Annotated in this window: 19 protein-coding genes; 4 read left to right on the plus strand and 15 right to left on the minus strand. The window is 70.9% G+C overall.

All coding sequences use genetic code 11. The features are described 5' to 3' along the window. Positions 1–41 precede the first annotated feature (41 nt). Both KZC57_RS13555 and KZC57_RS13560 read left to right on the plus strand, forming a co-directional pair. Positions 42–1,634: a cell wall metabolism sensor histidine kinase WalK gene (locus KZC57_RS13555; protein ID WP_105949341.1), complete on the plus strand. Its 1,593-nt coding sequence runs from the start codon at positions 42–44 to the stop codon at positions 1,632–1,634. After that, a complete protein-coding gene (locus tag KZC57_RS13560; RefSeq protein WP_247641972.1) occupies positions 1,631–2,767 on the plus strand; it encodes a hypothetical protein in 1,137 nt (378 codons plus the stop codon). The genes KZC57_RS13555 and KZC57_RS13560 overlap by 4 nt, the downstream gene beginning before the upstream one ends. Positions 2,768–2,781: 14 nt before the next feature. Here the strand turns inward: KZC57_RS13560 and KZC57_RS13565 are convergent, their stop codons facing one another. Then, complete coding sequence (locus KZC57_RS13565) at positions 2,782–3,450, minus strand: FadR/GntR family transcriptional regulator (RefSeq protein WP_025104372.1); 669 nt, start codon at positions 3,448–3,450, stop codon at positions 2,782–2,784. Positions 3,451–3,729: 279 nt separating this feature from the next. On the opposite strand from KZC57_RS13565, the gene KZC57_RS13570 reads away from it, so the two are divergent. After that, entirely contained in the window at positions 3,730–5,424 is a 1,695-nt protein-coding gene (locus tag KZC57_RS13570; protein WP_374206618.1) for a 2-isopropylmalate synthase, read from the plus strand. Here the strand turns inward: KZC57_RS13570 and csrA are convergent. The 12 genes from csrA to KZC57_RS13630 are packed head-to-tail and all read right to left on the minus strand — an operon-like array spanning position 5,421 to position 14,646. Beyond that, on the minus strand, positions 5,421–5,672 hold the full coding sequence (gene csrA, locus KZC57_RS16450; protein WP_060922132.1) for a carbon storage regulator CsrA: 252 nt from the start codon (positions 5,670–5,672) through the stop codon (positions 5,421–5,423). The genes KZC57_RS13570 and csrA overlap by 4 nt on opposite strands. Positions 5,673–5,676: 4 nt before the next feature. Next, a complete protein-coding gene (locus KZC57_RS13580) occupies positions 5,677–7,740 on the minus strand; it encodes a flagellar biosynthesis protein FlhA (RefSeq protein WP_247641974.1) in 2,064 nt (687 codons plus the stop codon). Continuing rightward, on the minus strand, positions 7,737–8,828 hold the full coding sequence (locus tag KZC57_RS13585; RefSeq protein ID WP_247641975.1) for an EscU/YscU/HrcU family type III secretion system export apparatus switch protein: 1,092 nt from the start codon (positions 8,826–8,828) through the stop codon (positions 7,737–7,739). The genes KZC57_RS13580 and KZC57_RS13585 overlap by 4 nt, the downstream gene beginning before the upstream one ends. Next, the gene (locus KZC57_RS13590) at positions 8,825–9,586 is read right to left on the minus strand and encodes a flagellar biosynthetic protein FliR (protein ID WP_060922129.1); all 762 of its coding nucleotides are present in this window, start codon (positions 9,584–9,586) and stop codon (positions 8,825–8,827) included. Before KZC57_RS13590 ends, KZC57_RS13585 begins: the two co-directional genes overlap by 4 nt. Positions 9,587–9,590: 4 nt before the next feature. Continuing rightward, entirely contained in the window at positions 9,591–9,863 is a 273-nt protein-coding gene (gene fliQ / locus KZC57_RS13595) for a flagellar biosynthesis protein FliQ (RefSeq protein WP_025104366.1), read from the minus strand. Continuing rightward, positions 9,860–10,669 carry a flagellar type III secretion system pore protein FliP gene (gene fliP, locus KZC57_RS13600; protein WP_144880712.1) on the minus strand — a complete coding sequence of 270 codons (810 nt, stop codon included), beginning with the start codon at positions 10,667–10,669 and terminating at the stop codon, positions 9,860–9,862. The genes fliQ and fliP overlap by 4 nt, the downstream gene beginning before the upstream one ends. Then, positions 10,666–11,151 (minus strand): flagellar biosynthetic protein FliO, encoded by a 486-nt coding sequence (locus KZC57_RS13605; RefSeq protein WP_308194441.1) that lies wholly within the window; start codon positions 11,149–11,151, stop codon positions 10,666–10,668. Before KZC57_RS13605 ends, fliP begins: the two co-directional genes overlap by 4 nt. Next, positions 11,148–11,807, minus strand: a complete 660-nt coding sequence (gene fliN / locus KZC57_RS13610) for a flagellar motor switch protein FliN (RefSeq protein WP_060922126.1) — start codon at positions 11,805–11,807, stop codon at positions 11,148–11,150. Before fliN ends, KZC57_RS13605 begins: the two co-directional genes overlap by 4 nt. After that, the gene (locus KZC57_RS13615) at positions 11,804–12,724 is read right to left on the minus strand and encodes a flagellar motor switch protein FliM (protein ID WP_231919689.1); all 921 of its coding nucleotides are present in this window, start codon (positions 12,722–12,724) and stop codon (positions 11,804–11,806) included. Before KZC57_RS13615 ends, fliN begins: the two co-directional genes overlap by 4 nt. Before the next feature lie 49 nt (positions 12,725–12,773). Then, a complete protein-coding gene (locus KZC57_RS13620; RefSeq protein ID WP_060923590.1) occupies positions 12,774–13,583 on the minus strand; it encodes a flagellar motor protein MotB in 810 nt (269 codons plus the stop codon). After that, positions 13,580–14,392 carry a motility protein A gene (locus tag KZC57_RS13625; RefSeq protein WP_071327503.1) on the minus strand — a complete coding sequence of 271 codons (813 nt, stop codon included), beginning with the start codon at positions 14,390–14,392 and terminating at the stop codon, positions 13,580–13,582. The genes KZC57_RS13620 and KZC57_RS13625 overlap by 4 nt, the downstream gene beginning before the upstream one ends. Continuing rightward, positions 14,392–14,646 carry a flagellar FlbD family protein gene (locus KZC57_RS13630; RefSeq protein WP_060923592.1) on the minus strand — a complete coding sequence of 85 codons (255 nt, stop codon included), beginning with the start codon at positions 14,644–14,646 and terminating at the stop codon, positions 14,392–14,394. Before KZC57_RS13630 ends, KZC57_RS13625 begins: the two co-directional genes overlap by 1 nt. Positions 14,647–14,864: 218 nt before the next feature. Here KZC57_RS13630 and KZC57_RS13635 point away from each other — a divergent pair, with 218 nt between their 5' ends. Further along, a complete protein-coding gene (locus KZC57_RS13635; RefSeq protein WP_231919582.1) occupies positions 14,865–16,241 on the plus strand; it encodes a M23 family metallopeptidase in 1,377 nt (458 codons plus the stop codon). 94 nt (positions 16,242–16,335) lie between these two features. Here the strand turns inward: KZC57_RS13635 and KZC57_RS13640 are convergent, their stop codons facing one another. Together KZC57_RS13640 and KZC57_RS13645 are read right to left on the minus strand one after the other, a co-directional pair. Then, positions 16,336–17,496, minus strand: a complete 1,161-nt coding sequence (locus KZC57_RS13640) for a flagellar hook protein FlgE (RefSeq protein WP_247641976.1) — start codon at positions 17,494–17,496, stop codon at positions 16,336–16,338. A 25-nt stretch (positions 17,497–17,521) separates the two neighbouring features. Next, entirely contained in the window at positions 17,522–17,980 is a 459-nt protein-coding gene (locus KZC57_RS13645) for a flagellar hook assembly protein FlgD (RefSeq protein ID WP_060923654.1), read from the minus strand. Positions 17,981–17,992 lie beyond the last annotated feature (12 nt).

Here is a 17,992-nt window from a genome sequence, read left to right on the forward strand (position 1 = left end):
TCTTGCGTGAATGCTGAGGATCGACCGGGAGGCGGACCTTGATGATCCGCACGGTCTCGATCTGGCGGTGGCAGCTGGTGTTCACCGCGAGCATCGTGGCCATCGTGGTGATGGTCGCGGGCTTCAAGCCGCAGACCCTCGCGATCCCGCTGTTCATCGGCGGAATCGGGCTCATCGTCGTCACCACCCTGGTGGCGCTCATGGTCCCGTGGCGACGGCTGCCGCGCTCGGCCGTGACGGTCCTCCCGCTGCTCGACGTGCTCGGGGTCGGACTGACGACGAACGTGCCGGATCTCCGGCTCGGCTTCCTCTGGGTCTTTCCGGTGGTCTGGTTGGCGACCTACTTCTCGATGCCCTGGGTGTTCGTCGGCATCGCGCTCAGCGGTGGCTGTCTGGTGTTCTTCGCGGACCGCTCGGGCCCGCCGGAGGACGTGCTGCTGCGGGTGCTCACCGTCGTCATCACCCTGAGCTTCCTGGGCGTGACAGTCCGCATCGGCGCCCAGCGGTCCGGCGCGGCGCGCCGGCTCCTGCAGCGCCGCTCGGAACAGGTGAACCGGGCGGCGGAGCGGGCCGAGACGAATCAGGAGCGCGTCACGCAGGTCATCGACGCGCTGCGCATCGCGCTGGTGGTGGTCACCTCCGCGGGCCGCATCCTGCAGATGAACGACGCGTACCGCACCCTCTACGGCCGTGACCGCTTCGGGACGGCGCTCCCGTCGGCGTCCGTCGAGTACGACGCCCGGCGCGGGACGGCTCTGACCCCGGAGCGTACGACGCTGGCGCGCGCGGCCGCGGGGGAGTCGATGCGGGAGGAGCGGGTGTGGCTCTACGACGGGGCAGGGCAGTGGCACGCCCTGGCCGTGACCACGCAGCCCATCGCCGGAGCGCGGGAGGGGGAGCGCATCACCCTCGTCGTCATCGACGACGTCACCGCACTCCTGGAGGCCGCCGAGGAGCGGCGGGCGCTGACCGCCGTGATCTCCCACGAGCTGCGCAACCCGCTCACCGCGATCATCGGGCACGTCGAGCTCCTCCGCGAGCGCGACGACCTCCCCGGCCGGGTGCCCGCGCAGATCGAGGTCATCGCGGACGCCGGGGAGCGGTTGCAGGATCTCGTCACGAGCATGCAGGCCCAGACAGGGCGGGTCTCGCACGATCCGTTCGAGCCGGTGGACCTGCGCGTCGTCGTGGAGGAGTCCGCCGCGTCCTTCGCACCGTTGATGGGTGCCGCGCGGCAGGAGCTCGTGCTCGACGGTGCCGCTCGGATGGTGATCACGGGCGACGCCTTCCGGCTCCGTCAGGTGCTCGACAACCTGCTCGGCAACGCCGTCAAGTACACGCCGGCCCGTGGCCGCATCACGGTGCGGCTGACGGAGTCGGACGGACATGCCGAGGTCACCGTGGCGGACACCGGGATCGGCATCGCCGAGGAGGAGCTGCCGCGGCTGTTCGAGCCCTACTTCCGCGCCGACAGCGCCGTGCGCGGCGGCATCGCCGGCACCGGTCTCGGCATGGGCATCGCGCGGGACATCGTGGTCGCGCACGGCGGCGCCATCCTCGTGGCGAGCGAGGTGGACGTCGGCACCACCGTCACCGTCCGTTTCCCCCGACGAATGAGAGAGGACCCTGTATGACGCCGCTCGTGCCCGTCAGCGTCGACGTCACCACGAGCATGGTGGCCGTGGTGACCGTGCTCACCGCGATCGTCGTCGGTCTCGCCACCCTGGCGCGGCCGAGCAGGGCGACCATCGTCTGGGGCGTCGCCTTCGGCATCGGGATGCTCGGCGCCTACCTCTGGTTGGCCGGTCACCACACCGGCAGCCCCGTGCTCCGTGCGGCCGCCTCCGCGATCGTCGTCTCCTTCGTGCCGCTCGTGTGGATCGGGGTGCGGATGCACTTCGGACGGTCAGCGCCCTGGCTGCCGGTCGTCCTCGCGCTCGTCGGCGTGCCCGCGGCACTGATCCTCACCGCGGGTACCCGCTGGTATCTCCCGGTCTTCCACGTCGTCTTCCTGGCGATGGCGGTCTTCGCCGGCCTGCTCGCCTGGGAGCTGCTCCGAGGACAGCCGGCGTCGCGGGACATCGTGCTGCCTCTGGCGCTCGCCGCGTGCGGCTTCGTCGTGGTCGCCGTCGTCAGCGCCGGCTCCGCCCTCGTATCGGGAGGAGTGAGCACGGAGGAACAGCTCAGCGCGCTGCGCGGGATGAACGCGGTGGGGACGATCGTCGTGAGCACGTGCGCGGCCTTCACCCTCGTGCTCCTCGTGCGGGTGGAGAGCGCGACCCCCGGGACGGACGGCGCGGTGGAGCGCGCCAGGGAGCGGCTTCGCAAGGCGGCAGCGCAGAAAGACCCGGCGTGGTCGATCCTCGACATCCGTCTGGATGATCCCACCGACCTCCGCGAGGCGTCGAGCAGTGCCGGCTTCCGCCGCATCGCCGATCGGTTCCACGCGGACATCTGCGAAGCGCTGCCGGCGACGGCCGACGCGGAGCGGGTCGCCGACGACCGCGCGATCGTCATCATCCACGGAAGCGACGAGGCGGTGCGGTTCCACCTGCGGGCGATCCTGGCATCCGTGTCGATCATCGATCTGGAGGCGCCTGCGAGCGGGATCCGCTCCTCCGCCAGCATCGGCTGGGCGACGGCAGCCGTCGCGGGATACGACTACGGCACACTCGTCGCGGCGGCGGCATCCGCGGCGGAACGGGCGCGCGACGCCGGCGGGGATCAGTGGAAGCGGGCGCAGGAGTCGGATCTGACCGCCGTCTGAGCTCGCGTTCCGCGTCAGCCGAACAGCCTCTTCACCGTATCGAGGTGCTCGCGGGTCAGGGCGCCGGCTGTCCGGGGGTCGCGCGCGGCGATCGCATCGCCGATACGCCCGTGCGCGTCCTGGTCGGCGGCGTCGCCGTGATGGCCGCGGATGCGCAGCATGTCGATCATGGCCTGCAGCGAGCGCGGGGCGAAGCCGTCGAACAGCTCTCGCAGCACGGGATTGCCGGAGGCGACGACGACGGCCCGGTGGAAGGCCATGTCCGCCTCGACGTGCGCGCGGATGTCCGTGCGTCGACGGTCGCGTTCGGCGAGCGTGCGCCTCAGCTCGTCCAGGTCGGCCGCGGTCCGGCGCTCCGCAGCGAGCGCCGCGGCCTCGACTTCGATCGCGGTGCGGGCCTCGAGGACCGCGATGATGTCGGCGCGGTCGAGGACGGCATCCCAGGTCGGGGCGGGCTCGACGGCCGTGACGAAGACGCCCGCGCCCTGGCGGGTGGCGAGCACACCGCGCCCGGCCAGGATGCGGATCGCCTCCCTGGCCGTCGACCTTCCGACCCCCAGTTGCGGAGCGAGCGTGGTCTCGCCGGGCAGCTTCCCGCCGACCTCCCATTCGCCGGCTCCGATCCGGGCGAGGAGCAGCTCGGCGGCCTGTTCGGCGAGGGATTCGCGGCGCACGGTCGTCATGGGTCCATTCTCGCAGGTGACTCGACTGCTCTGCTTGTCTGAGGAGTAGTGCTAGGTTCTCCCTATGCGCACATTCGGGTTCCTCCTCCTTCGTCGCCACGACGGGGTCTAGTCAGACCGGCTCCCCGTCGTGGGGGCGCAGGACGCGCCGGTCGCCTTCTCCGCGATCCGAACAGGAACCAGATCATGACCCCTCTCCGCGCCTTCCCGACCCTCGCCACCCCGTCCGGCGCCCTCCCCGACGATGCTCCGCACTGGAACAGGCAGCGGCCCTCGCAGATGCCCTCGCATCGCTATCGAGACGTGTACTCCCGTGTCGCCGTGCCGCTGCAGACGCGGACCTGGCCGAGCGCGCGACTGACCCAGGCACCCCTCTGGGTCCCCGTGGATCTCCGGGACGGGAACCAGGCGCTGGCCGAGCCGATGGACCCGGCCCGCAAGCGGCGCTTCTTCGAGCTCATGGTCGCGATGGGCTACAAGGAGATCGAGGTCGGATACCCCTCGGCCTCCCGGACGGACTACGACTTCGTCCGGCTCCTCGCCGAGACCGACCTCGCTCCTGCCGACGTGACGATCGTGGTGTTCACGCCCGCGCGGCGCGACCTGATCGAGCGCACCGTGGAGTCCGTGCGCGGCATCCGGAACCCCGTCGTCATCCACATGTACACCGCCACGGCGCCGACGTGGCGCGACGTCGTCCTCGGCCAGGACAGGGAGGGGCTGAGGGCGCTGATCCTCACCGGCGGGCAGGACGTGCTCCGCGTCGCGGGAGACCTCGACGACGTCCGCTTCGAGTTCTCTCCCGAGGTGTTCACCCTCACCGAGCCGGACTTCGTCCTCGACGTGTGCGAGGCGATGACGACCCTGTGGGACGCGACCCCCGAGCGTCCCGTGATCCTGAATCTGCCGGCGACCGTCGAGGTCGCGACGCCGAACGTCTACGCGGACCAGATCGAGTACATGCACCGCAACCTCGGGCGTCGCGACGGGGTCATCCTCTCCGTGCATCCGCACAACGACCGCGGCACCGGTATCGCCTGCGCGGAGCTCGCCGTCCTCGCCGGCGCGCAGCGGGTCGAGGGGTGCCTCTTCGGCAACGGGGAGCGCACCGGCAACGTCGACCTCGTGACCCTCGCCCTCAACCTCCACGCGCAGGGCGTCGATCCGATGATCGACTTCTCCGACATCGACGAGATCCGCCGGACCGTCGCGCACTGCAACGGCATCGACATCCATGCGCGGCACCCGTACGCCGGCGACCTCGTGCACACCGCCTTCTCGGGCACCCATCAGGACGCCATCCGGAAAGGGTTCGCGGAGCATCGCGCCCGTGCCGCGGAGGAGGGCCGCGCCGAGGATGACATCGAATGGCGCGTGCCGTATCTGCCCATCGACCCGGCGGACCTCGGCCGCAGCTACGACGCCGTGATCCGCGTCAACTCGCAGTCCGGGAAGGGCGGCATCGCGTACCTGCTGGAAGACGCCTATGGGATCGAGCTGCCGCGGCGCCTGCAGATCGACCTCGCTCGTCACGTCCAGCGGCGCACCGAGCAGACGGGACACGAGGTCACGGCCGCGGAGGTGTGGGACATCTTCGACGCCGCCTACCTCGCGAGCGCGGACACGAGACCGTCGAGGCTGCGGGCGGATGCCGACGTCGCGGGAGGGTGCACGACCATCACGCTCCGTGCCGACGGCGTCGAGACGCGGACCCGCCACGACGGCGTCGGTCCGGTGGAGGCGCTGGGTACGGCGCTCGCGGAGATCGGTCTGCCCGTCGAGATCCTGAGTCTGCACCAGACGAGCATCGGAACGGGCACGGACAGCGACGCGCTCACTCTGATCGAGTACCGCGACGGCGTGCGCTCGGGATGGGCGGCCGGCCGCGACCGCTCCGTGCTGGCGGCGACCCTGCACGCCGTACGGAACGCGGCGGAGCGCCGCGCCGCGACGACGCCGTCCCGCGAGGTCTAGGGGGTCTGCTTCTCGCGCCCCCGCGCGAGTGCCGCGGAGATCGCATCCGCGGCGCTCGCGTCGGTGTCGGCGGCGGCGGACACGTTCTCGGCGACGACGGCCTCGATGATCTCGGTGCGCTGGATGCGGGTCTCGCGCGGGGCCTTGACGCCGATGCGCACGCTGTCGCCCTTGATGTCGAGCAGCGTGACCTCGATCTCGCCGTCGATGCGCACGCTCTCACCGATCCGCCTCGTCAACACCAGCATTCGTTCAGCCTACTGGTGCGGAGGGGGCGGCCCCCAGCGACGCGGTGGCGGAGTCGCGGACCACGCCGATCGTCTCGATCGTCAGCGATGCGGCCGTCGCCTCGGTGTAGGAGAGGACCGGGAGGCCGTCGGTCTGCGCCGACACGAGCCGCCGCACAGCCGGGCGCAGCGAGGGCGCGCACACGAGCACCGGTTCACCGCCGTCCGTCGGCGTCGCCACGGCCTGCTTGACCGACGCGATCACCGCTTCCATCCGCGGCGGGTCGAAGACGATCTGCGAGCCCTCGTCGCCGGGACGCAGGCTCTCCAGCATGGCCTGTTCCAGCAGCGGCGCGATCATGACGACGCGGAGCGTGCCGTCCTCCGCGAAGCGGGAGGCGATGGCCGGCCCCAGCGCGGCACGGGCGGCCTCGATCAGTCCCTCCGGGTCTGTCGAGACCTTGGCACGCAGCGCGAGCGCCTCGTAGATGCGGCTGAGGTCGTTGATCGGCACACGTTCGGCGAGCAGCCCCTGCAGCACGCGCTGCACCTCCGCGAGCGACAACAGCGCGGGCGTGAGCTCCTCGACCGCCGACGGCGAGACCTGCTTGAGCGCGTCGGTGAGCTGCCGCACGTCCTCGCGGGTGAGCAGCCGGGCGGCGTGCGTCTGGATCACGCTCGACAGGTGCGTGATGATGACGCTCGCCCTGTCGATCACCGTGGCTCCCGCGAACTCCGCGCTGTGCCGCATCTCCATCGGGATCCATTTGCCCTCGAGGCCGAACACCGGGTCCAGGGCAGCGGTCCCCGGCAGGCTGTCCAGGCCCTGTCCGAGAGCCAGCACCGATCCGGTCGGCGCGGTGCCCCGCCCGGTCTCGACGCCGGCGATGCGGATGACGTAGGTCGCCTGGGGGAGTTCGATGCTGTCCCTGGTGCGCACGGGCGGGGTGACCAGACCGAGGTCGAGCGCGATGCGGCGCCGCAGTGCCTTGACCCTCGCGAGGAGATCGTCGGGGCCGCCGGTCACCAGGTCCACGATGTCCGGGGCGAGGAGGATCTCGAGGGGGTGCACCCGCATACGCTCGATGAGCTCCTCGGGCTGGTCCGCGGGCACCGGCGCGGGGGCCTGTGCGGCCTCCACCTCCTCGCGCTTGCGGGTCGCGGTGATGCGCTGCGCGATGAGGAGCAGCAGGGCGCCGATCACCAGGAAGGGAAGCATCGGCATGTGCGGGATGAGCGACATGACGATGGCCGCGCATCCCGCGATGATGAGGGCGTTGCGCGACTGGCCGAGCTGCGTCGACGCGGCCGATCCCATCTCGGCCTCGGCGGTCGAGCGGGTGACGATCATGCCGGTCGAGACCGCCATGAGCAGGGCGGGGATCTGCGTGACGAGGCCGTCGCCGATCGTGAGCAGGCTGTACGTGCTGACGGCCTGGTCGATCGACATGCCGTGCTGGACGAGGCCGATCGCGATGCCGCCGACGAGGTTGATGATGATGATGACGAGTCCGGCGATCGCGTCGCCCTTGACGAACTTCGAGGCGCCGTCCATCGCGCCGTAGAAGTCGGACTCGGCGGCCACCTCCGCCCGGCGCTCCCTGGCCTCGGTGTCGCTGATGAGGCCGGCGTTGAGATCGGCGTCGATGGCCATCTGCTTGCCCGGCATCGCGTCGAGCGTGAACCGGGCGCCCACCTCGGCCACGCGCTCGGCACCCTTGGTCACCACGACGAACTGGATGACGACGAGGATGAGGAAGACCACGGCGCCGATGATGAGCGAGCCGCCCACCGCGATCGCCCCGAACGCCTCGATCACCTGTCCCGCGTACGCCTCACCGAGGACGAGGCGGGTGGAGGCGACGTTCAGCCCCAGCCGGAACAGCGTCGCCACGAGCAGCAGCGACGGGAACACCGAGAAGTCGAGCGGCTTCTTCACGAACATCGACGTCAGCAGGATGACCAGCGCGAACATGATGTTGAGGATGATCAGCACGTCGAGCAGGAACGGCGGCACGGGGACGACGAGCAGCATGATGATGCCGACGACGCCGATCGGCACTCCGAGCGTGATGAGGAGCTTCTTCATACGGTCCTCCGGTAGGGGAGCGAGTGGATGCCGCGGGCGGCGCCTCGGCGCCGCAGCGCGTCGACGAACACGAGGACCCGTGCCACGGCGTTGTAGAGGTCTTCGGGGATCTCCTGACCCAGCTCGCACGCGGCGTGCAGAGCGCGGGCGAGGGTGATGTCGCGGACGAGGGGGACGCCGGACTCGAGCGCCTTCTCACGGATCCGCTCGGCGATGACGCCGCTGCCCTTCGCGACGACCCGCGGGGCGGACGTGCCGGGGTCGTATTCGAGCGCGATGGCGATGTGCGTGGGGTTGACGACCACCACGTCGGAGCCGGCGACCACGGCGATCATGCGGTTGCGGCTCACCGCGAGCTGACGCGACCGGCGCTGCTGCCGGAGGAGCGGGTCGCCCTCGGAGTTCTTGTTCTCGTCGCGCACCTCGCGCTTGGTCATGCGCGTGTGCTTGCGGTTGCGGCGCATCACGACGAACAGGTCGATCGCGGCGAGCACCAGACCCACGGCGATGGCGGTCTGCAGCAGTGCCGCGGTGCCGTCCGCCGCGGTGCCGAGCAGCCGGGAGACCGAATGGGCGCCGCTCGCCGTGAGCACGGGCATGAGCCCGGAGATGACGACCCACAGGGCGAGGGCGATGGCGGCCGTCTTCAGCAGCGCCTTCGCCCCCTCCCACAGCGCCTGCAGGCCGAACACCCGCCGCACTCCGGAGACGAGGTTGAACTGCTCGTAGCGCCCTGACAGCTTCCGCAGGTGCACACCGCCCTGCACCACCGCGCCGAACAGCGTCACGATCGCGACCGCGGCCAGCAGCGCGCCCAGCGTGGGCAGCACCGAGGCGAGTGCCCGCCCCAGGGCGGCGAGGGCGGCTTCCGGAGAGGGCGCCTGCATGAGCCCGGCGAGGGTCACGAGCTGCTCGGTGCCGGCGGCGGTCCCCGCGGCGATGGCGGCGGGCATCATGACGGCGGCGGCGCCGATGCCGAGCCACGCCGTGAGGTCCTGGCTTCGGGAGATCCGGCCCTTCTGCCTGGCCTCCCTGAGGTGCTTCTCGGTGGCCTTCTCGCTGCGTTCGCCGCTGTCCGAGCCGCTCACGGCGTCACCCCCTGCATCATGCGGAAGGCCTGGGTGGCGAGGGCGTCGACGATGCCGGGGAACGCGACGTACACGGCGCCCGCGAGCAGGAGGGTGAGGAGGATCTTGACGGGGAAGCCCATCGCGAAGGCGTTGAGCGCCGGCGCCACGCGCGTGATGAGCCCGAGCCCGACGTCGGCGAGGAAGAGCACGAGGACCAGCGGGCCCGCGATCTGCACGGCGGCCAGCACCATCTGGGACACCCCGTCGACGAGCAGCTCGGTCGGTCCCGCCACACGGAAGATGCCGTCGACCGGAACCGCGTCGAAGCTGCGGGCGAGCCCGGCGAGGATGAGCTGGTAGCCGCCGGAGGCGAAGAGCAGCGTCAGCGCAGTGAGGTGGAAGAGCCGGGTGAACTGCGCGCCGTTGACCATCGCCGCCGGATCGAAGGCCTGGGCGAGCTGGAATCCGCCGAACACGTCGATCAGGCTGCCCGCGGCCTGAACCGCGGAGAAGCACAGCAGCACGAGGAACCCGAGCAGGGCGCCGGTGAGGAGCTGGATCACGAGTGCACCGAGGAACGCGCCCGTGTCGAGGCTCTCGTACCCCGGCGCGACGGCGGCGCCCACCGCGAGCGAGAGTCCGATCGAGAGCATCGCCTTCACGCGCACCGGGATCGCGCCGTACGAGAACGGCGGCGCGATCATGATGAACGCCGTGATGCGCACGGCGGCGAGCAGGGTGGCCTCCAGCCACGCGAAGTCGATCGGGATGAACACGGGCTCATCCGCTCAGCAGCGACGGGATGCGGGCGAACATCTCGTTCGTGAAGGCGATGATCTCGGCGATCATCCAGTTCCCCGCGATGAGCAGGGCGATGCCCACCGCGACGATCTTCGGCACGAACGACAGCGTCACCTCCTGCACTTGGGTGATGGACTGCAGCAGCGAGATCGCGAAGCCCACCACGAGCGCGGTGATGAGCATCGGGGCGGCGAGCTTGGCGGCGATCAGCAGGCCCTGGGCGCCGATGTCGAGGACGGCTTCGGGACTCATCCCACACCTCCGTAGCTCTCCAGGAGCGCTTTGATGATGAGCCCCCACCCGTCGACGAGGATGAACAGCAGGATCTTGAACGGCAGCGAGATCATGACCGGCGGGAGCATCATCATGCCCATCGACATCAGCGCCGCCGCCACGACGAGGTCGATCACGAGGAACGGCACGAAGATCACGAAGCCGATGATGAAGGCCGCCCGCAGCTCCGAGATCATGAACGCGGGGATGAGCGTGTACATCGGCACGCTCGCGGCGTCCTCCGGGTTGTCCTGCCCGGCCATCCGGGTCATCAGCGCGAGGTCCTCCTCGCGCGTGTAGTGCAGCATCCACTCGCGCAGCGGAGCCTGCCCGACGTCGACGGCCTGCGTGAACGTGAGCGCGCCGTCGATGTACGGCTGCACGGCGAGCGTGTTGATCTCGGTCAGCACGGGCCACATGATGAACAGCGAGAGGAACAGCGACAGGCCCGCGAGCACCTGGTTCGGCGGGATCGTCGGGAGCGACAGCGCGTTCCTCGTCATGGCGAGCACGACGAAGATCTTCGTGAACGACGTCATCATCAGCAGCAGCGCGGGGGCCACCGACAGCAGCGTGATCCCCAGGAGGGTGAGGATCGAGCCGGACGGGCCGCCGTCGATGCCGTTGATGTCGATCGTCACGCCCTCGCCGTCGTCCGGGGCGACCTCCGCCTGGGCGGCGGTTCCGGTGAGGGCGACGAGGACGACGGCGAGGAGGATCGCGACCGCGACGAGGACGAGCAGCCGCGAGGCGCGACCGCGATCGACGGCACGGGTCGCGGTCATCGTGCGCGCCGGAGGGCCTCGGCGGTCTGCCGCCAGGTTTCGGGGGAGAGGATGGAACCGCGGAGCGGGTCGTTGCGGTGCCGCACGCGGCGACGGAGCTCCGGTGCCGGGCCGACCGCCGGGGGCGTGCTCGTGAGTGCGGCGGCGGCGAGGATGCGGTCGAACTCGGCGTCGTCGGCCGTGCGGGTGGCCGGCGGGCGCCCCTCCTCGGACTCCGCGGGCTCCGGCCGCAGGGGCAGCCGGTCGACCACGCTCACACCGTGCTCGGTGACCCCGAGCACGTAGCGGGCGTCATCGGTCTGCACGACCACGAGCTGCGCCTTGGGGCCGATGCCCTGCCGCCCGAGCACCGTGATCGCCTCGGCGTCACGGCGCCGCGCCTGGGTCTTCGAGACCCGGCGCTGCAGGAACCAGAGCAGCCCGAGGACGGCGGCGAGCGACAGCCCGACCCGCAGCGCGAGCAGGAGGTCGTCCAGGGTCAGGCCTCGACGTTCTCGAGGATGCGGGTGATCCGCACCGCGTAGTCCTGGTCGACGACGACGACCTCACCGTGCGCGATCGTGCGGCCGTTGAGCTTGACGTCGGCGGGGGCACCCGCGGAGCGATCGAGCTCTACGATGCGACCGGGCTCGAGGTCGAGCACGTCACGGACCGCCATGCGGGTGCGCCCGATCTCGACCGTGAGCTCCATCTCGACACCCGCGATGCGATGCAGGCGGCCGTCGGCTCCGGTCGGACGCGCCGGTCGATGCGTGATGCGGACCGCGAGCCGGCCGATGGTGCGTTCGGTGTGGTCGACGAGGTCGAAGAGCTGGGTCTGCGGGTCGGCGAACACGGCCGAGGCGTCGCCGACCGCGGCCTCGCCGAGCAGCCCGGGCCCGAGGGCGGTCGCGGCGGCCTCGAGCGCATCCAGCAGCCGGTCGGTGAGGGGACGGTCCCCGAGGCCGTCGACGAGGACGTCGGCATCGAGGAGCTGTACGGCGAGTTGAGCGCTCGCCTCGCCCACGAACTGTGCCACGACCGCCTCGCCGGTGTCGCCGGACACCTGGGAGGCGCGGGCGGTGACCGGTGCGGCGGTGGGCAGTCGCGCCGCGAACGCGGCGGCGACGGCGGACTCGTAGGCGGTGGTGCTGATCACGCGGACTCCTGAGCGGGGGCGGTTTCGGGGACGGTGGCGGTCACGACGCAGGCGAGGCGGGCACCGGCGCTCCCGACGGCCGCCGTCGCGACCGTCTGGTCACCGACGGTGAGGAGCATCGGGCGGTCGGCGGCGTGCGGCAGGGGCAGCAGGTCGCCGACCGCGAGGTCGAGCACCTCGCGGGGGAGCACGCTCCGCGGCGCCAGCCGGAGGGCGATCTCGACCGGAGTCGACTCCACCTGGCGGCGCACGAGGCCAGGGGTCTCGGATCGGTCGGCGTCGGAGGCCCGCACCGCGAACCCGGCGAGCACCGAGGCGGGGAGCATGATGCTCGCCGGCACCGTCCGACCGCCGTGGCGCATCGACAGCCGGGCCACGATCACCGGCTCCCCGGCGGCGGCCACCTGCGCGAACTGGGAGCTGTACTGGATGCCGGCGACGGCGACGCCGGCGGGCAGCAGACCGTCGAGGCTGCCGGTGAGGTGATCGATCGCGTCGCCGATCAACGACCGGATCAGGGCCTGCTCGATCGGCGTGAACGTGCGGTCCTCGGCGGTGGTGGTGACCCTGCCGCCGACCATCTGCACGATCCACGACGTCGCGGTCGGGATCGGAACCTGCACGATCAGACGCTCGTCGGAGTCCGGCAGCGCGCACACGATCATGGTCGTCGTCGTGGGCAGCGACTGCGCGTACTCGCCGTACGTGAGCATGCCGACGTGCTCGACGGCGATGGTCGCGCGCACGTGGATCTTGCCGCTGAGCTGGGCCGACCACTGACGGGCGAACGTCTCGAACGCGAGCTCGAGGGTGCGGGCGTGCTCGCGCGACAGCGTCGCCGCGCGTCCGAAGTCGTAGACCTCGACGTCGGCGGTCGCCGTCTCCGCGCGCACTCGCGAGCGCACGCCGTCATCCATCACCACGAACCCGACTATCGGGCGGTGATCGGCGTGCGTTAGGGGCGGGTCAGGGGGAGGTCTGCGCCGCACCCGCAGCCGGGATCAGCGCTCGCACCTCCTCGCTGGCGTCGGAGAGGATGACGATGTCCACGCGGCGGTTCTCCGCGAGTTGCTCGGGGGTGCTTCCGGCGGCCACCGGACGGGTGTCGCCGAAGCCGACGGACTTGAGGTGGGCCGGCGGCAGCCCGGCCGCTTCCACGAGGTAGCGCAGCACCTGGGTGGAGCGTCCGGCGGAGAGCTCCCAGTTGGTGGGGAACGGTGCCACCGATCCGCGGGCGTCGGCGTGCCCCTCCACGGAGATCTCGTTCGGGGCGGAGACGAGGACGGACCCCAGGGCGTCGAGCACCTGCGTCGCGGCCGGGCTGAGATCGGTGCTGTTGGTGGTGAAGAACGTCTCCGCGCTCACGAGCCCGATCGTCAGCCCGCGCTCGTCGATGGTGAACGTGACATCGGTCTCCAGTCCGCGCTCGGCGAGGACCTGGCGCAGCCGCTCGCGCAGCGCGGACAGCTCGTCGAACTCGCGCTCCGCCGCCTCCAGACCCGTGTCCGCGAAGTCCTCGCCCTCATCGTCGATGAGTTCCGGAGGTACGACCACGCCGCTGGTCACGTCGACGTCGTCCGAGGGCTCCTGCCCGAAACCCGTCGCGAGCGAGGCGCTGAGGGCCTCGAACTTCTCCTGGTCCACGGTCGACATCGCGAACAGCACGATGAACATGCACATGAGCACCGTCACCATGTCGAGGTACGACGCCATCCAGCGCTCGTCCGGTCCGCTGTGCTCGGACTCCTGGACACGGCGTCGGGTGCGCACGCTCATGAGAAGAGGTCCTCGTGCGCCTCCGTCTCCGCGGGCTGCTCGCGCCGGCGGGAGCGGCCGGGGGAGCGGTCGGAGACGAGCGCGCTCAGACGTTCGCGGACGTGGGCGGGGGCGGCGCCGGCCTGGACGGCGAGCATGCCCTCCATCAGCACCGTCATGCGCTCCAGCTCCAGCTCACCGAGGCGCTGCAGCCGGCCGCCGATCGGCAGCCAGATGAAGTTCGCCGACAGCAGGCCCCACAGCGTCGCGACGAAGGCCGCGGCGATCATGGGTCCGAGGGTGTCCGGCTTGTCGAGCTTCTCCAGCACATGGGTGAGGCTGACCACGGTGCCGATGATGCCGACGGTGGGGGCGAATCCGCCGAGGGTCATGTAGAAGCGTGAGGCGGTGCGGTTACGGGCGGCGGTCGAGGTGAGCTCGTCCTCGAGGAGCACCCGCAGATCCTCCGCGTCGGTGCCGTCGGCGATGCTCTGCAGGGCCTGCCGCAGGAACGGATCCTTCTCCTCGTCCAGACCCTGCTCCAGCGCGAGCAGGCCCTCGGAGCGCGCCTTCTCCGCATAGCCGACCACGGTGTCGATCGTGCTCTGGGCGGTGCGTCGCTCGCCGCGGAAAGCGCGCGGGAGGGACTTCACGGCGTGCAGGGCGTCGCGCAGCGTGCCGCTGGCGAGGCCGACCGCGATCGTGGCGCCGAAGACGAGCACCATCGGCGCGGGCAGCAGGAGCGACCCGACCGTCGCGCCCTCCAGGTTGATCATGGCGATCAGGGCGCCGAACGCGAGGACGAGCCCGAGGATGAGGGACGGATCCATCAGGAATCCCCCCCTGCGACGGGAGTGGCGGGTCGGGTGTCCTCGATGCCGGCGGCGACCAGCGCGGCCGCGGTCGCGAGGACGCCGGCGCGGAAGCGGGTGATGCGGGCGATCACGTCGTCCATCGTCTCGGTGACGACGAAGGTCGCGCCGTCGACCATCATGATCGTCGTGTCGGGCGTGGCCTGGACACGTTCGATCAGGTCGGGGTTCACCGCGAACCGGGAACGGTTCAGGCGCGTGAGGACGATCATGGGCTCCATCCTGGAAAAAGCTCGCCCCGCCCGAGAGCAGGGAACCGACGGCCCGTCCTGGGCTGTCGGAGAGGACTGTCGGCCGGGCGCTGCGCCGCGTTAGCGCGGGGTCGGGACCAGGTGGGATCTTTCTCACGGCGGGCGCGTCGTCGCCGATAGAGACCAGGGGCGGGGGACGATGAGCAGCGGGCGAAGGGAGCCTTGTGCGGGATCGGAACGTGGAGAAGGCCGCGGCGACGGCGGCCGAGGAGTGCGGCTGCGCGCCGACCGCTGCCGAGCGCGGCGCACTGTGGAACCAGCCGGTGAGCCGGCGCCATGCCTTCGGGATCGGCGCGCTGGGAGTGGTCGCGCTCGCTGCCTTCGGCGTCGGTTCGGGCGTCACCGCCGCGCACGCCGCGTCCTACCCGAGCTGGGACGACGTCCAGCGGGCGAAGAGCAACGAGGCGGCCAAGGCCGGCGAAGTCACCCGTATCCAGGGGCTGATCCAGTCGCTCGAGCGCAAGGTCGCCGAGACGCAGGCGGCCGCGCAGGTCGCGTCGGATGAGTTCTATGAGGCGCAGCAGGCGTACTTCGCGGCGATCACGGAGGCGGAGACGCTGCAGGCTCAGGCCGATGAGCAGGCGGCGCTCGCCGACGAGACCGCGAAGAAGGCCGGTCAGATCGCCGCCCAGCTCTATCGCAGCGGCGGGGACGACACCGCCCTGGAGCTGTTCTTCGCGGGGTCGGGTGCCAACGCCGACGAGCTGCTGTCGCGCCTCGGCACGATGAACAAATTCCTCGAGTACAACCAGACGACCTACGACAACGCCGTCTCGGCGCGCGACACCGCCCAGGCGCTGACGGCTCAGGCCGACGTCGCCCGGGACGAGCGTGACCGCCTGCAGCAGGTCGCCGAGCAGAAGATGGTCGCGGCGCAGCAGGCGGCGGACGCCGCGCAGGCGGCGCTCGACGAGCAGGCGGCGAACCTCGAGACCCTCAAGGCCCAGCTGGCCGCGCTCAAGGACACCACGACGAAGACGGTCGCGGGGTACCAGGCGGGCGTCGAGAAGCGCCGACGGGAAGAGGAAGCCCGCCGCAAGCGCGAGGCCGCTGCGGCAGCCGCGGCTGCCGCAGCGGCCGGCCGGGGGACGAGCGGTGGCGGTGGTGGTGGTGGCGGTGGCGGCGGCTCAGCGGGCAGCGGCGGATGGGTACGTCCGCACGGCGGCGCACGCAGCTCGAGCTACGGCCCGCGCACCCCCATCTGCGGTCCTCAGGGATGTTCGTCGAGCTTCCATTACGGTGCGGATCTCGCCAACGGCTGTGGTGCCGCCATCTACGCCGCCAACTCCGGCACGGTCGACTACGCGGGACCGAACGGGAACTACGGCAACTACATCCGCATCCAGCACGGCGGCGGCATCAGCACCGGGTACGCCCACATCAAGCCGGGCGGCATCAACGTGCGCAGCGGCCAGTGGGTGCGGGCGGGTCAGGTCATCGCGTATGCCGGCGATACCGGCCGTTCGTTCGGCTGCCACCTGCATTTCGAGGTCTACATCAACGGCGGGTACACGAACCCCGTGCGCTTCATGGAGCAGCGCGGCATCTACGTCTGACCCTGCCGAAACCCCGGTTACGCGCCGAGGCCCCGCCGTATCCACGTGAATACGGCGGGGCCTCGACGCGAAGACGGGGTCTCGCGGGAAGGGCTCAGCGCTTCAGGTTCGTGAGCTCCTGCAGCACCTCGTCGCTCGTGGTGATGATGCGGGCGTTCGCCTGGAAGCCGCGCTGAGCGACGATGAGGTTGGTGAACTCCTGCGAGAGGTCGACGTTCGACATCTCGAGTGCGCCACTGATGATGCCCCCGAGACCGCCGGTGCCGGGCTGTCCGAGCTCGGCCTGACCGGAGTTGCCGCTCGGACGGAACTGCGAGGAGCCGACCTTCTCCAGGCCCCCGGGGTTCACGAACCCGGCCAGCGCGATGCGGGCCAGCACCTGGGTGTCGCCGTTGCTGAACGTGCCGACGAGGCTGCCGTCGTTGGTCAGCGCGTAGGAGCTCAGCGTGCCGGCCGGCTTGCCGTTCTGCTCCTTGATCGCGATGTCGCTGACGTCGGCGAAGCCGGTCACACCGGACAGGTCGACGGTGACGCCGCCCGACACGATGCTGCCGGCGCCGTTCTGCACGCCGTCGGTGAAGGTCAGTGCGGTGCTCGCACCCGCCCCGTCGGTGACGTCCCACCCGGTCGCGCTGCGAGTGAACGTCAGGCGCAGGGTGGACGCGGAGCCGTCGGCGCCGTACGTCTTGATGTCGCGCACGAGCGTCTCGCCGACCGCGGCGCCGGAGGGCAGGTTGCCGGTGGCCCGTGCCGTGTTGGTGGCGGCGGCCGGGCTGAGGGCGCCCACGGGGAGGGTGATGTCGCCGATGCCCTGACCGGGGACGATGGCCCCGTTGCGGGCGGTCCAGCCCTGGACGAGGGCCCCGCCGGCGCCGACGAGACGGCCGCTCGCATCGAACGTGAAGCCGCCGTTGCGGGTGTAGAGGGTCTCGCCGCCGGAGCGGACGACGAAGAAGCCGTCGCCCGAGATCATCAGGTCGGTGGGCACGCCGGTCGGCTGCGGGGCGCCTCCGGCGAAGTTAGTGCTGATGCCGGCGACCTGCACACCCAGCCCGACCTGGGCGGGGTTCTGTCCGCCGGTCGCCTGCTGCGGCAGCATCGAGTTGCGCAGGAGCTGCGAGAGGGAGTCCTGGAACTGCACGGAGGACGCCTTGAAGCCGGTCGTGTTGACGTTGGCGATGTTGTTGCCCGTGACGTCGAGCATGGTCTGGTGCGAGCGGAGTCCGGAGATTCCGGAGAACAGCGAACGGAGCATGGTGGTGCCTTTCTGGGGAGCGGGGTCAGGCAGCGGTGCCGGGGACGAGGGAGACGCCGGAGACGGCGTCGAGGGGGATCGACTTCTCGCCGATGGTCACGGTGGGGATGGCTCCCGCATACGAGACCGCGGTGACGATGCCCTTCTGGGTGATGCCGTCGGCGTCGACGTACTGGGCCTCCTGCCCGAGGAGGGCGGCGGCGGTCTGCCGCATGCTGAGGGCGAAGCTCTCGGTGCTCGTCGAGGCGAGCGCCGTCAGCTGCTCCATGGATGCCAGCTGCGTGGTCTGCGAGATCATCTCGTTGGTGTTCATCGGCGAGCTCGGATCCTGGTTGGTGAGCTGGGTCACGAGCAGCTTGAGGAACACCTCGGAGTCGAGGGTCTTCTTGCGCTCGGTCGCCGGCGTCGTGCTGCCGGTCTGCACACCGGACGTCGGCGTGGCACCCGGGGGCAGGGTGCCGGTGATGGAGTCGACCGTGGTCATGGAGTCCTCTCT

Source organism: Microbacterium sp. KSW4-4, assembly GCF_023091185.1.
Classification (GTDB): Bacteria; Actinomycetota; Actinomycetes; order Actinomycetales; family Microbacteriaceae; genus Microbacterium; species Microbacterium paraoxydans.

Coding starts and splice junctions, on each gene's coding strand:
- KZC57_RS13555 (WP_105949341.1), top strand. CDS start 42: ATGATCCGCACGGTCTCGATCTGGCGGTGGCAGCTGGTGTTCACCGCG.
- KZC57_RS13560 (WP_247641972.1), top strand. CDS start 1,631: ATGACGCCGCTCGTGCCCGTCAGCGTCGACGTCACCACGAGCATGGTG.
- KZC57_RS13565 (WP_025104372.1), bottom strand. CDS start 3,450: ATGACGACCGTGCGCCGCGAATCCCTCGCCGAACAGGCCGCCGAGCTG.
- KZC57_RS13570 (WP_374206618.1), top strand. CDS start 3,730: ATGCCCTCGCATCGCTATCGAGACGTGTACTCCCGTGTCGCCGTGCCG.
- csrA (WP_060922132.1), bottom strand. CDS start 5,672: ATGCTGGTGTTGACGAGGCGGATCGGTGAGAGCGTGCGCATCGACGGC.
- KZC57_RS13580 (WP_247641974.1), bottom strand. CDS start 7,740: ATGAAGAAGCTCCTCATCACGCTCGGAGTGCCGATCGGCGTCGTCGGC.
- fliQ (WP_025104366.1), bottom strand. CDS start 9,863: ATGAGTCCCGAAGCCGTCCTCGACATCGGCGCCCAGGGCCTGCTGATC.
- fliP (WP_144880712.1), bottom strand. CDS start 10,669: ATGACCGCGACCCGTGCCGTCGATCGCGGTCGCGCCTCGCGGCTGCTC.
- KZC57_RS13615 (WP_231919689.1), bottom strand. CDS start 12,724: ATGGATGACGGCGTGCGCTCGCGAGTGCGCGCGGAGACGGCGACCGCC.
- KZC57_RS13620 (WP_060923590.1), bottom strand. CDS start 13,583: ATGAGCGTGCGCACCCGACGCCGTGTCCAGGAGTCCGAGCACAGCGGA.
- KZC57_RS13625 (WP_071327503.1), bottom strand. CDS start 14,392: ATGGATCCGTCCCTCATCCTCGGGCTCGTCCTCGCGTTCGGCGCCCTG.
- KZC57_RS13630 (WP_060923592.1), bottom strand. CDS start 14,646: ATGATCGTCCTCACGCGCCTGAACCGTTCCCGGTTCGCGGTGAACCCC.
- KZC57_RS13640 (WP_247641976.1), bottom strand. CDS start 17,496: ATGCTCCGTTCGCTGTTCTCCGGAATCTCCGGACTCCGCTCGCACCAG.
- KZC57_RS13645 (WP_060923654.1), bottom strand. CDS start 17,980: ATGACCACGGTCGACTCCATCACCGGCACCCTGCCCCCGGGTGCCACG.